Source organism: Rugamonas sp. GW822-FHT03B10 (genome assembly GCF_058801745.1).
Window position 1 is genome coordinate 173,865 of record NZ_JBXANP010000002.1, and the last position, 12,989, is coordinate 186,853.

Sequence of the window (12,989 nt, forward strand, 5' to 3'; positions counted from 1 at the left end):
ATTGGCGAGCTGATAACAGCCGGATCAGCGGGCGCGTGGCCCCGTTGATATTTTCGTACGAATAAAAAAAATTAATGTTCTCCTTTTTACTGAGCTTCATCGCGTCCACGCTGTTGACTCTGCTGGTCATTAAAGAGGCCCGGTTGCACGGGCCGGCCCTCGATGCCGATTTCGACGGCGTGCAGAAGGTCCACGCGCATACGGTGGCCCGCATCGGCGGCCTGCCCATTTTCGTGGCCGTGGCGCTCAGTTCCTGCATCTCCATCTGGCGCGTGCCCGTCATGGGCAACTGGCTGCTGGCGCTGCTCGGTTGCTCGGCCGTGGCCTTCGCCGGCGGCATCGCGGAGGACTACACGGGCCGCGTGAGCGCCGCGCGGCGCCTGGTGCTGACCATGGCGGCCGCCCTGATGGGCTATTTCCTGCTCGACGCGCGCATCGACCGCATCGACTGGGCCTATTTCGCCGCCTGGCCCTTGCCCTACATGTGGCTGACCCTGCCGCTGACGATCCTGGCCGTGGCCGGCATCGCCAACGCCGTCAACATCATCGACGGCTTCAACGGCCTGGCCAGCGTGGTCACCATCTGCATGCTGCTGTCGCTTGGCTACGTGGCGCTGCAGGTCAACGACATGTTCGTGCTGGTGGCGGCGCTGATGGTGGCCGGCGCCACGGCCGGTTTCCTGGTGTGGAATTATCCGGTCGGCCTGATCTTCCTCGGTGACGGCGGCGCCTATTTCATCGGTTTCATGCTGGGGGAGCTGGCCCTGCTGCTGGTGATGCGCAATCCGCAGGTGTCGACCTGGTACGCGGCCCTGCTGCTGATCTATCCGGCGTTTGAAACCCTGTTCTCGGCCTACCGCCGCCTGTTCGTCCGCGGCAAGTCGCCGACCATGCCCGATGGCATCCATTTGCACAGCCTGATCTTCCGCCGCATCGTGCAATGGGCCGTGGGGCGCAAGGAGGCGCGCGCGCTGATGCGCCGCAATTCGCTCACATCGCCTTACCTGTGGCTGTTCTCGCTGATGGCCGTGGTGCCGGCCACGATCTTCTGGCGTTACACCTGGGTGTTGATGTGTTTCTGCATCCTGTTCGTCACCAGCTACATCTGGATTTACGTGCGCATCGTGCGCTTCAAGGCGCCGCGCTGGATGATACGGCATAAGAAGCACTAGCTCCCGTCCCGGCTGCGGTATCATGTCGGCCTTGCCGGCCCCCTCTAACCACGCATACCCACACTATGGTTTCCCTGTCAAAAACGATTTTCAAAGCTTACGATATCCGCGGCATCATCGGTAAAACCCTGGATGCGGGCGTGGCCCGCCAGATCGGCCAGGCCTTCGGCCAGGCCGCGCTGGCCAAGGGCGAGCGCGCGGTGGTGATCGGGCGCGACGGGCGCCTGTCCGGCCCGGAACTGGCGGCCGCGCTGGCCCAGGGCCTGCAGGCGGCCGGGGTGGACGTGATCGACCTGGGCGTGGTGGCCACCCCGATGGTGTATTTCGGCACCCACGCGCTCGACGCGCGCTCGGGCATCATGGTCACGGGCAGCCACAATCCGCCCGACTACAACGGCTTCAAGATGGTGCTGGCCGGCGAGGCCATCCACGGCGAGGCCATCACCTCGCTGTACCAGCGCATCGTCGACCATGACGGCGCCAGCGCCGCCACGCCGGGCAGCTACCGCACCCACGACATCCGCGCCGCCTACCTGGAGCGCATCATCGGCGACGTCAAGCTGGCGCGCCCGATCAAGATCGCCGTCGACTGCGGCAACGGCGTGGCCGGCGCGTTCGCGGGCGACCTGTATCGCGGCATGGGCTGCGAAGTGATCGAACTGTTCTGCGAGGTGGACGGCAACTTCCCCAACCACCATCCCGACCCGGCCCACCCGGAGAACCTGCAGGACCTGATCCGCTGCCTGCGGGAGACGGACGCCGAGATCGGCCTGGCCTTCGACGGCGACGGCGACCGCCTGGGCGTGGTCACCAAGGACGGCCAGATCATCTATCCGGACCGCCAGATGATGCTGTTCGCGGCCGACGTGCTGACCCGCCATCCGGGCCAGCAGATCCTGTTCGACGTCAAATGCACGCGCCACCTGGCGCCGTTCATCGCCAAGAGCGGCGGCCAGCCGCTGATGTACAAGACCGGCCACTCGCTGGTGAAAGCCAAGCTGCGCGAGACGGGCGCCCCGCTGGGCGGCGAAATGAGCGGCCACATCTTCTTCAAGGACCGCTGGTACGGTTTCGACGACGGCCTGTACGCCGGCGCGCGCCTGCTGGAGATCCTGACCCGCGAGGCCGATCCGTCGGCCCTGCTGAACTCCCTGCCGCAGTCCGACAGCACGCCCGAACTGCACCTGGAACTGAAGGAGGGCGAGAACGTGGCGCTGATGGACAAGCTGCGCAGCGACGCCGTGTTCCCCGGCCACGAGCAGATCATCACCATCGACGGCCTGCGCGTGGAATACGCGGACGGCTTCGGCCTGGCCCGCTCGTCCAACACCACGCCCGTGATCGTGATGCGCTTCGAGGCGGAGACGCCGGACGCGCTGGTGCGCATCCAGGGCCAGTTCAAGAGCGTGATCCTGGCCGCCAAGCCGGACGCGGTCCTGCCGTTCTGACGTGGTGGGCGCGCAAGCGGGCGGCAAGCGGCCGCTGAACATCCTGCTGGTGCGCGTCTCGTCGCTGGGCGACGTGCTGCACAACCTGCCGATGGTGGCCGACATCGCGCGCCACTACCCGGACGCCAACATCGACTGGGTGGTGGAGGAGGGCTATGTGAGCCTGGTGCGGCTCAACGCCCGCGTGCGCACCATCATCCCGTTCGCGCTGCGGCGCTGGCGCAAGAGCCTGGGCAAGCCCGAGACGCGGGCCGAGCTCCGCGCCTTCTTCCGCACGCTGCGCCAGCAACAGTACGACTACGTGTTCGACACCCAGGGCCTGCTCAAGACCGGCATCATCATGGGCGCGGCGCGCATCGTCAAAGGCGGCCACAAGGTCGGCCTGGCCAACGGCAGCGAAGGCTCCGGCTACGAGGGCATCTCGCGCTGGTTCCACACCGACAGCATTCCGACCGACCCGCGCACCCATGCCGTGGCGCGCGGCCGCATCGTGGCCGGCGCCGCCCTCGGCTACCCGGTCGACACGCCGGCCGACTTCGGCCTGCCGGCCGTCTCGCCCGACGAAGCGAAGCCGGACTGGATGCCGGCCACGCCGTACGCCGTCTACTTCCACGGCACCGCGCGCGACGCCAAGAAATGGGCGCCGCAGAACTGGATAGAACTGGGCCGCCAGCTGGCGCCCATGCCCATCCTGCTGCCGTGGGGTTCGGACAAGGAGAAGGCGGAAGCGGAACACCTGGCCGCCGGCCTGCCCAACGCGCGCGTGCTGCCCAAGCTGTCGATGGCCGACGCCACGCTGCTGGCGCGCCACGCGGCGCTGGCGATCGGCGTCGACACGGGCCTGACCCACATCGCCGCCGCCTTCACGGTGCCGACGGTGGAAATCTATGCCGATTCGCCGCGCTGGAAGACCGAGGGTAACTGGTCGCCCCGGATCATCAACCTGGGCGACCGTGGCGCGCCGCCATCGGTGGCCGAGGTGCTGGCCGCCGCCCGCACGCTGCTGGCCTGACCATGCGTATTTTCTATGCCGTGATGTGGACGCTGGCGCTGCCGCTGGTGCTGCTGCGCCTGTGGCTGCGGGGCCGCAAGGAGCCGGGCTACCGCCAGCACTGGGGCGAGCGGCTGGGCTTCTACGGCGCCCGCCAGGGGAACGCGCCGCTGTCGATCTGGGTGCACGCCGTCTCGGTCGGCGAAACGCGCGCGGCCGAACCGCTGGTCGATGCGCTGCTGGCGCGGTATCCGTCCAGCCGCATCGTGCTGACCCACATGACCCCGACCGGCCGCGCCACCGGCAAGGCGCTGTTCGCCAAACATGGCGCGCGGCTGGTGCAATCGTATCTGCCCTACGACACGGCCGCCATGGTGCGCCGTTTCATCCGCCATTTCGAGCCGCGCATCTGCATCCTGATGGAGACGGAAGTGTGGCCCAACCTGATCGGCCAGTGCGTGCGCGCGCAGGTGCCGGTGGTGCTGGCCAATGCCCGCCTGTCGGAACGGTCGCTGCGCAAGGCTTCGCGCTTCGGCAGCCTGCTGGTGGACGCCGCGCGCGGCATCTCGCTGGTGGCGGCGCAGACCGAGGCCGACGCGGCCCGTGTGCGCGCGCTGGGCGTGGCCAACGTGGCCGTCACGGGCAGCATCAAATTCGACGTGGTGGTGCCGCAGGCGGCGCTGGACACGGGGGCCGCCCTGCGCGCCCACATCGGCGCGCGTCCCGTGCTGCTGTGCGCGAGCACGCGCGAGGGCGAGGAAGTGCTGATCCTCGACGCGTTCCAGCAGGCGCGCGCCGCGCTGCCGGCCGACGTGCTGCTGCTGCTGGTGCCACGCCATCCGCAGCGCTTCGATGAAGTGGACAAGCTGGTCGCCGAGCGCGGCCTGCAAGTGCAACGGCGCAGCCGTCTGCAACTGGGCGGGAACGACGGCCTGCCGGCCTCGGTGGACGTGCTGCTGGGCGACTCGATGGGCGAGATGTTCGCCTATTACGCGGCGTGCGACTGCGCGTTCGTGGGCGGCAGCCTGCTGCCGCTGGGCGGCCAGAACCTGATCGAGCCGGCCGCGCTGGGCAAGCCCGTGCTGATCGGACCGCATACCTTCAATTTCGCGCTGGTGACGGAAGACGCGCTGGCCGCAGGCGGCGCCGCGCGCGTGGCCGACGCGGCCGAGCTGATGGCGCAGGCGGCCCGCCTGCTGGCCGACCGCGCCGCCCGCGACACCATGGGCGCCCACGCGCTGGCCTTCGCCAACCAGCACCGCGGCGCCACGGCCCGCACGCTGGCGCTGCTGCCAGCAATACGTCACGTTTAGTCGCTGGCGGTTCTTTCGTCCCGCGATAATCGCCTGGCATCGCGTGGTACCCTTGATGCGGATCGGGGGCCGGTCGAGGCTTCTTGATATACTTGAAGCCTTGTGACGATCGCCCTTCTGAAGCTGTATGGACACCGGATCCCAGCCAATTGTTCAACGGACACTGATTGCCCTGTTGGCCGCCAAGCGGAGTCAACGGGTGCATGCCTGCGCCGGCAAGAGTGGGTGGCGCATCGTCATACGGAACGGGAAAACCGATTTGGTCCTGGTCGATGAGAATGACGCTGTCCGAATATTTCCAACCTTACAGGACTTACAGGACTACCTCCATTCCATCGCGGTCCCGTTCTTTTTGACTGACCTCAGCGCACTTGATGTGTCCGCCAATGATCCAGAGACCTTGGACAGAATGCGTGAGGCGCGAGAAGTAGTTGAACGCGATAAATGGATGCGACAGCAAGTGCAAGAGGCACTCGACGATCCCGGCCCAAGCATCCCCAATTCTGAAGTTAAGGAACGTTCGGCCGCCCGGCGCGCCGAGTTGATGGCGAGGCTGACAAAAGAGGCATCATGATCGCCAGTTGGCGTCCACGCGCTGAGCGCGACTTGGACGGACTGATCCGGTATATAGCTCTGCACAATATTCAAGCGGCATTGGAACTCGACATGGAGATCGAGCAAACTGTCGCGCTATTGGAAAAGTATCCTTATTTGGGGCATCGCCGGAATGAAGGTGAGATACTGGAGTTTCTCGTAACGCGCAACGTCAGACTGCTTTATCGGATTCGTCCAAGGTTGAACATGATTGAAATCATTCGCGTGGTTCACACGCGCCGAAACTATCCCTAGCGCTTGGAATTCGTTCCAAAAAAACATGGTGGCATTATGGCGCCCTGCCGTGCAAACACACAGCTTTCGGCGCCATGCCTGGCCATGGTCATGGTCATGGTCATTTTTGAACTAATTTCTTACCCGAACAACACCGGCAACTCCTGCGCGCGCTTGCGCAGCAGGTTGCGCGCCTCCTCGTATTCCGGGTAGATCAAGCCCACCGTGTTCCAGAACCGCGCGCTGTGGTTCATCTCCAGCAGGTGCGACAGTTCGTGCGCCACCACATAGTCGATCAGCGGCAGCGAGAAGTGGATCAGCTTCCAGTTCAGCCGTATCTTGCGCTCCACCGTGCATGAGCCCCAGCGCGTGCCGGCCGAGGACAGCGCGAACGAGTGGTAGCGCACCCCCAGCCGGGCCGCGTACAGGTCCAGCCGCTGTTCGAACAACAACTTGGCTTCCTGCTGCATCCACGCCTTCACCCGTTCCTTGAGCAGCAGTTCGGTGGCGCCCGGGACCAGCACCATGGCCAGCTCGCGCGTGGCCGGGTTGTAGCTGCTGCGGTTGCGCCCCCCCACCAGCAGGCGCAGCGTGACGTCGCCGCCCAGGTAGGGCAGCTGGGCGCCGTCCACCCATTCGATCGGCGGCTTTTCCAGGCGCGCGGCGCGCCGTTCGCGCCGTTCGTGCAGCTTGCTCAGTATCCAGTGCTGCTTGGTGCGGATGGCGTTGTCGATCTCGGTGATGGAGATGCGCTTGGGCGCCGTCACGCGCAGGCCGTCGTCGTCGATCATGAAGCCGATCGAGCGGCGGGTGGAGCGGCGCAGCGTGTATTCGAGCACGAACTGGCCGACCAGCAGCTGGCGCTTGGGGGGCGGTTCGGATGGAGGTGGCGCGGGCGGCCGGACGGGGATGGCGGTGGGCGATGCGGTGGGTGTGATGGTGACAGGCGGCGTCCATGGCGGTGCGCCGGTGCGCGCGGGCGGGCTGGCCGTCTCCGGCGTGCGCAGCAGATTGGCGCTGTGGGGCGTGGTAGCCGGCGAGGTGGCCTGTGAAGCAGCCTCCTGCCCGAACAGGTCCAGCTGCTGGCGCGCCGGGTCCGACGCCGCGTCCTGCGGCGCCGGTTTGACGGCGGTGGCCAGGTCGTCTAGCCAGCGCTGTAGGCGTGGGGCGAAATGACGCGCATTTCTGATTCTATCCAATTTTCCACCTGTTGCATCATGCTGTCCGGCGTCTGTCCCTCCGGCGAGATCGGCTTGCCGATCGATACCGTGATCAGGCCCGGACGTTTGATAAACGAGTTCTTGGGCCAGCACTCGCCGGAGTTGTGCGCGATCGGCACCACCACGGCGCCGGTCGCGATGGCCAGGCGCGTACCGCCGCTCTTGTACTTGCCCGTCTGGCCGACCGGGATGCGGGTCCCCTCGGGGAACATGATAATCCATTGGCCGTCCTTCAGGCGGCGTTTACCATGCCTTACCACATCCTTGAACGCGTTCTTGCCCTTCTTGCGGTCGATGGGGATCATGCGCAGCAGCGCCATGGCCCAGCCGAAGAACGGGATGTAGAGGATCTCCTTCTTGAACACGAACACCAGCGGGCGCGGCATGTTCGGCAGCAGGAAGATGGTCTCCCATGCCGACTGGTGCTTCGACAGCACCACGGCCGGCGCGTCCGGGAAATTCTCGGCGCCCTTGACCTGGTAGCGGATGCCGCAGATCACCTTGGCGCACCAGATCATGAACACGTTCCAGCGCGCCGTGACCCAGAAGCGTTTGTTGTAGGGCAGGGGCGCGACCAGGAAGCAGACGCAGGCCCAGACGATGGTCGAAACGACCATGATGGTCATGAACAGCAAAGAACGCAGGAACAAAACGGTATTACGCAATGCGGTCTCCAGAACTCGAAACTTGGATGGATGTGGTGATGATCAGTCGGCGGCCGGCGCGCTGGCCGATGCCGTCTTGAGCAGGTGGCTGACGGTGCTCGCCAGGTCGGGGAACACCAGGGTGCCGGGCGGCAGGCCGCCCGTGCCGTGGGTCTTCTCGCCCTTGCCGGTCAAGACCAGGAACGGCACGCAGCCGCGTTCGTAGCCGGCCTGCAGGTCGCGCAGCGAGTCGCCCACGGTCGGCACGCCCTTCAGGCTCACCTGGTAGCGCTTGGCGATTTCGTCGAACATGCCGGGCTTGGGCTTGCGGCAGTCGCAGCTGTCGGCCGCCGCGTGCGGGCAGAAGAACACGGCGTCGATGGTGGCGCCCACCTGCTGCGCCAGCATGTGCATCTTCTGGTGGATGGCGTTGAGCACCGTCATGTCGAAGTACTCGCGCGCGATGCCCGACTGGTTCGACGCCACCACCACCCGGTAGCCGGCCTGGTTCAGGCGGGCGATCGCTTCCAGCGAACCGGGGATGGCGTGCCACTCGGCCGGCGACTTGATGAAGTCCGGCGAGTCATGGTTGATCACGCCGTCGCGGTCGAGGATGATCAGTTTGAGTGCCGGGCTTCCCATTTACGCCGCCAGCTTGGAAATGTCGGCCACGCGGTTCATCATGCCGTGCAGTGACGACAGCAGGGCCAGACGGTTGTTGCGCAGGGCGACATCGTCGGCCATCACCATCACGTCGTTGAAGAAGGCGTCCACGTCGTCGCGCAGCTGGGCCAGCGTCTTGAGCGTGCCGGCGAAGTCGCCGCGCGCGAACGCCGCGTCCACGTCGGGCTGCACGCGGGTGACGGCGGCGGCCAGGTTCTTCTCGGCCGTGTCCTGCAGCAGGGCGGGGTTGACGCCCGCGTTGCCGCTTTGCGCCAGCGCCTCCTCGTTCTTCTTCAGGATGTTGGTGATGCGCTTGTTGGCGGCGGCCAGCGAGGCGCTCTCCGGCAGCGCGGCGAAGGCCTGCACGGCCTCCAGGCGCTGCACGATGTCGTCCAGGCGGTCCGGGTTCTGGGCCACCACGGCCTCGATCTCGTTGGGCGAGAAGCCGCGCTCGCGCAGCATGCCGCGCAGGCGGTCGAGCATGAAGGCCGTCACCTCGGCGGCCGGGTTCTTGAAGCCGGGGACGGCCACGAATTCGGCGGCGGCGTCGGCCAGCATGGCGCTGATGGCCAGCGGCAGGCGCTTCTCCACCAGCATGCGCAGCACGCCCAGCGCGTGGCGGCGCAGCGCGAACGGGTCCTTGTCGCCGGTCGGCTGCAGGCCGATGGCCCAGATGCCGACCAGGGTTTCGAGCTTGTCGGCCAGCGCCACGGCGGTGCCGGTGGCGGTGGTGGGCAGGGCGTCGCCGGCGAAGCGCGGCTGGTAGTGCTCGGAGGCGGCCAGCGCCACTTCCTCGTGCTCGCCGTCGTGGCGCGCGTAGTAGGTGCCCATGATGCCTTGCAGCTCAGGGAACTCGCCCACCATGTCGGTCAGCAGGTCGGCCTTGGCCAGCAGGGCGCCACGGGTGGCCAGCTGGACGTCGGCGCCCAGCGCGCGGGCGATGGCGGCGGCCAGCGCGGTGACGCGCTCGCTGCGCTCGGCCTGGGTGCCCAGCTTGTTGTGGTAGACCACGTTCTTCAGCAGCGGCAGGCGCGAGCCGAGCGTCTTCTTCTTGTCCTGCTCGAAGAAGAACTTGGCGTCCGACAGGCGCGGGCGCACCACGCGCTCGTTGCCGCCAACGATGGCGTCCGGCGTGGCGGTGGCGATGTTGGAGACGATCAGGAAGCGCGAACGCAGCTTGCCTTGCGCGTCCGTCAGCGCGAAATATTTCTGGTTGGTCTGCATGGTCAGGATCAGGCATTCCTGCGGCACGGCCAGGAACTGTTCCTCGAAATGGCACTCGTAGACCACCGGCCATTCGACCAGCGCCGTCACTTCGTCCAGCAGCGCCTCGGGCATCAGCACCTGGTCGGCGCCGGCCTTGGCCAGCAGGGCCGCGCGGATCTGTTCCTTGCGCGCGTCGAAGCCGGCGATCACTTTGCCCTGTTCGGCCAGGGTGGCGGCGTAGCTGTCGGCGTTGGCGATGGTGATGCTGCGGCTGCCGTCGGCCATCAGGAAGCGGTGGCCCAGCGTGGTGTTGGAGGCCGTCAGGCCCAGCAGCGTGAGCGGCACGACGGTCGCGCCGTGCAGCGCAATCAGGCTGTGGGCCGGGCGCACGAAGTTGACGGTGGCGCCGTCCGGGCGCTGGTAGCTCATCAGCTTGGGGATCGGCAGCTTGGCGGCCGATTCCTCCAGCGCGGCCTGCAGGCCGGCCTGCAGCGCGCTGCCGGTGGCGGTGTAGGTGTAGAAGAAGCTTTCAGCCTTGCCGTCCTGGGCCCGCTCCAGCTGGTCCACGGTCAGGTCGGGGAAGCCCAGCGCGGCCAGTTTCTTGGCCAGCGGCGCCGTGCCGTTGCCGTTGGCGTCCAGCGCCACGCTCACGGGCAGCACTTTTTCGCGGATCGATTTATCGGGCGAGGTGGCGCGCACGCCGGTGATGGAAACGGCCAGCCGACGCGGCGTGGCATAGGTGGTGGCGACGCTGTCGGCTTCCAGGAAGTCGCGCGATTTGAGGCCGTTGACGATGCCGGCGGCGAAGGCGGCGCCCAGCTTGGCCAGCGCCTTGGGCGGCAGTTCTTCGGTCAGCAGTTCGATTAAGAGAGTCTGGTTCATATCGTTTCTATTCTGGTTCGGCTCAGGCGGCGGTGGCGGAGGCGGGCAGCATGGGGAAGCCCAGGCGCTCACGCGAGTCGTAGTAGGCTTGCGCCACCAGGCGCGACAGCGTGCGCACGCGGCCGATGTAGGCGGCGCGTTCGGTCACGGAAATGGCGCCGCGCGCGTCCAGCATGTTGAAGCTGTGCGAAGCCTTCATGATCTGCTCGTAGGCCGGCAGCGTCAGTTGCAGTTCGATCAGGCGCTTGGCTTCCGACTCGTGGTTGGCGAATTGGGCGAACAGCAGTTCCGTGTTGGCGTGCTCGAAGTTGTAGGTCGATTGCTCGACCTCGTTCTGGTGGAACACGTCGCCGTAGGTGAGCTTCTTGGTCACGCCGTTCTCTTGCCACTCGGTCCAGACCAGGTCGTAGACGTTCTCCACGCCCTGCAGATACATGGCCAGGCGCTCGATGCCGTAGGTGATCTCGCCCAGCACGGGCTTGCAATCGAGGCCGCCCACTTGCTGGAAGTAGGTGAACTGGGTCACCTCCATGCCGTTCAGCCACACTTCCCAGCCCAGGCCCCAGGCGCCCAGGGTCGGGCTTTCCCAGTCATCCTCGACGAAACGCACGTCGTTCTGCTTCAGGTCCAGGCCCAGCGCTTCGAGCGAACCGAGGTACAGGTCGAGGATGTTTTCCGGCGCCGGCTTGAGCACCACCTGGTACTGGTAGTAGTGCTGCAGGCGGTTCGGGTTCTCGCCGTAGCGGCCATCCTTGGGGCGGCGCGATGGCTGCACATAGGCCGCGCGCCATGGCTCGGGGCCGATCGCGCGCAGGAACGTCCCGGTGTGGAAGGTGCCGGCACCCACTTCCATGTCGTAGGGCTGGAGCAGGGCGCAGCCTTGCTTGTCCCAGTAGGTTTGCAAGGTCAGGATAATTTGTTGAAATGTGAGCATCGTGTTTGGTCGGTGGCGCGCAGCGGGGCGCAACGGTTGCAGTTTCGCTAAAGCGGCTAATTTTAGCGGGTTTTGGGGGCAGCTGTAGAGATTAGGGCGCTGGTTGGCCTACTTTAGGCTGATTTTTTGCCGAATTTGTCACGCGCCGCCCCCACAGCCAGGCGCCCGCCAGGGCCAGCGTCCACAGCGCCAGCGCCAGCTTGTTGCCCCACAGGATGTAGGGCGTGCTGCCGGCCATGCCCTGCACGGTGGCGGCCAGCGTGCCGGTGGTGTTGGGTGCCAGCCGCGCCACCACGTTGCCACGCCCGTCGATGACGGCCGTGGCGCCGGTGTTGGTGGCGCGCAGCATGGGACGGCCCGTCTCCAGCGTGCGCATCTGCGAAATCTGCAGGTGCTGCGGGATGGCGATGGTGTCGCCGAACCAGGCCAGGTTCGATTCGTTGAGCAGCAGCGTGGCCGGCTCCTGGCCGCCGGCCGGGTGGTGCAGTTGGGCCGCGATCTCCTCGCCGAACAAGTCCTCGTAGCAGATGTTGGGCAGCACGCGCTGGTCCTTGACGATGAACGCCGGCTGGATGGCCGGACCGCGGGTCTGGTCGCCCAGCGGAATGTTCATCAGATCGACGAACCAGCGGAAACCGAGCGGGATGAATTCGCCGTACGGGACCAGGTGGTGCTTGTCGTAGCGGTAGTAGGCGGCGTTGGGCACGGGCGTCATGCCCAGCACGCTGTTGAAGTAGGCGGTCTGGCTGTCTGCCATGGGGATGCCCAGCGCCAGGCTGCTGCCGGTGCGCTGCAGGAACAGGCTGATGGCGGGCAGGTAGTCGGGCGGCAGCTGCTGCGGCAGCATCACGACCGCCGTCTCCGGCGTGGCGATCAGGTCGGCCGGGGCGGCCATGATGGCGTCGCGGTATTGCGTGAGCGCGGCCAGCACGTGGGCGCCGTTGAATTTCTCGTCCTGCGGCACGTTGCCCTGGATCAGGCGCACCGAGAGCGGTTTGCCTTGCGCGTAGGTCCAGTGCAGTTGGGTGAGCGCGCCGCCGCCGGCCAGGATGGCCGCCACCAGCGCCAGCGCGCGCCAGCGGCTGCGGTGCATCAGCAGCAGCAGGGCGCCCGCGCACACGGCGGCCAGCCAGCCCAGGCCGTACACGCCGACCACCGGCGCATAGCCGGCCAGCGGGCCGTGGTTGTGGGCGTAGCCGGCCGACAGCCACGGGAAGCCCGTGAACAGCCAGCCGCGCAGCCATTCGCACAGCGACCACATGGCCGGCAGCAGCAGCAGGTTGGAAGCGGGCAGCGGCAGCGTCCAGCGCTGGCGCAGCCACGAGGCGCCGGCCATGGCCAGCGCCACGTAGGCGCCCATGCCCCAAGCCAGCAGCGCCACGGCGGCGGCGGCCAGCGGCGCGGGCATGCCGCCGTAGGTGTGCAGCGACACGTACAGCCACCAGACCCCGGCCGCCGTCCAGCCGAAGCCGTAGGCCCAGCCGATCAGGGCGCCGCCCTTGACGCTGGAACTGCGCAGCACCTGGTAGAACAGGATGGCCAGGCTGATGATTTCGAGCGGCCACCAGCCGAACGGGGCGAACGCGAACACGGCGCCCGCGCCGGCGGCGGCCGTGATGGTCATCCGGCCGCGGGTGCTGCGCTGGGGTTTGGGTGGGGCGTTGGGATCGGTGCGGCGAAAACGCATG

Annotated in this window: 12 protein-coding genes; 6 read left to right on the forward strand and 6 right to left on the reverse strand. The window is 66.9% G+C overall.

Annotated features, from left to right (window positions below; translation table 11 throughout):
* Positions 1-74 precede the first annotated feature (74 nt).
* The 6 genes from AC1RQG_RS03990 to AC1RQG_RS04015 all read left to right on the forward strand — a co-directional run bounded on the left by AC1RQG_RS03990 (position 75) and on the right by AC1RQG_RS04015 (position 5,773).
* Entirely contained in the window at positions 75-1,172 is a 1,098-nt protein-coding gene (locus tag AC1RQG_RS03990; protein ID WP_493128534.1) for an MraY family glycosyltransferase, read from the forward strand.
* Between the two features lie 65 nt (positions 1,173-1,237).
* On the forward strand, positions 1,238-2,620 hold the full coding sequence (locus tag AC1RQG_RS03995; RefSeq protein WP_493128536.1) for a phosphomannomutase/phosphoglucomutase: 1,383 nt from the start codon (positions 1,238-1,240) through the stop codon (positions 2,618-2,620).
* 4 nt (positions 2,621-2,624) lie between these two features.
* Positions 2,625-3,632, forward strand: a complete 1,008-nt coding sequence (gene waaC / locus AC1RQG_RS04000; RefSeq protein WP_493129277.1) for a lipopolysaccharide heptosyltransferase I — start codon at positions 2,625-2,627, stop codon at positions 3,630-3,632.
* Positions 3,633-3,634: 2 nt separating this feature from the next.
* Entirely contained in the window at positions 3,635-4,924 is a 1,290-nt protein-coding gene (gene waaA, locus AC1RQG_RS04005; protein ID WP_493128538.1) for a lipid IV(A) 3-deoxy-D-manno-octulosonic acid transferase, read from the forward strand.
* A 127-nt stretch (positions 4,925-5,051) separates the two neighbouring features.
* A complete protein-coding gene (locus AC1RQG_RS04010) occupies positions 5,052-5,498 on the forward strand; it encodes a hypothetical protein (RefSeq protein WP_493128540.1) in 447 nt (148 codons plus the stop codon).
* Positions 5,495-5,773: a type II toxin-antitoxin system RelE/ParE family toxin gene (locus AC1RQG_RS04015; RefSeq protein WP_493128542.1), complete on the forward strand. Its 279-nt coding sequence runs from the start codon at positions 5,495-5,497 to the stop codon at positions 5,771-5,773. Before AC1RQG_RS04010 ends, AC1RQG_RS04015 begins: the two co-directional genes overlap by 4 nt.
* A 119-nt stretch (positions 5,774-5,892) precedes the next feature.
* On the opposite strand, the gene AC1RQG_RS04020 is transcribed toward AC1RQG_RS04015, so the two are convergent.
* The 6 genes from AC1RQG_RS04020 to lnt all read right to left on the reverse strand — a co-directional run bounded on the left by AC1RQG_RS04020 (position 5,893) and on the right by lnt (position 12,988).
* Positions 5,893-6,951: a M48 family metallopeptidase gene (locus tag AC1RQG_RS04020; RefSeq protein ID WP_493128544.1), complete on the reverse strand. Its 1,059-nt coding sequence runs from the start codon at positions 6,949-6,951 to the stop codon at positions 5,893-5,895.
* Entirely contained in the window at positions 6,897-7,637 is a 741-nt protein-coding gene (locus AC1RQG_RS04025) for a lysophospholipid acyltransferase family protein (protein ID WP_493128546.1), read from the reverse strand. The genes AC1RQG_RS04020 and AC1RQG_RS04025 overlap by 55 nt, the downstream gene beginning before the upstream one ends.
* A 42-nt stretch (positions 7,638-7,679) precedes the next feature.
* Positions 7,680-8,258 (reverse strand): D-glycero-beta-D-manno-heptose 1,7-bisphosphate 7-phosphatase, encoded by a 579-nt coding sequence (gmhB, locus tag AC1RQG_RS04030; RefSeq protein ID WP_493128548.1) that lies wholly within the window; start codon positions 8,256-8,258, stop codon positions 7,680-7,682.
* Complete coding sequence (glyS, locus tag AC1RQG_RS04035; RefSeq protein ID WP_493128550.1) at positions 8,259-10,367, reverse strand: glycine--tRNA ligase subunit beta; 2,109 nt, start codon at positions 10,365-10,367, stop codon at positions 8,259-8,261. It abuts the gene before it with no gap.
* Positions 10,368-10,389: 22 nt separating this feature from the next.
* Positions 10,390-11,301, reverse strand: a complete 912-nt coding sequence (gene glyQ / locus AC1RQG_RS04040; protein ID WP_493128552.1) for a glycine--tRNA ligase subunit alpha — start codon at positions 11,299-11,301, stop codon at positions 10,390-10,392.
* Positions 11,302-11,392: 91 nt separating this feature from the next.
* Entirely contained in the window at positions 11,393-12,988 is a 1,596-nt protein-coding gene (lnt, locus tag AC1RQG_RS04045; protein WP_493128554.1) for an apolipoprotein N-acyltransferase, read from the reverse strand.
* Position 12,989 lies beyond the last annotated feature (1 nt).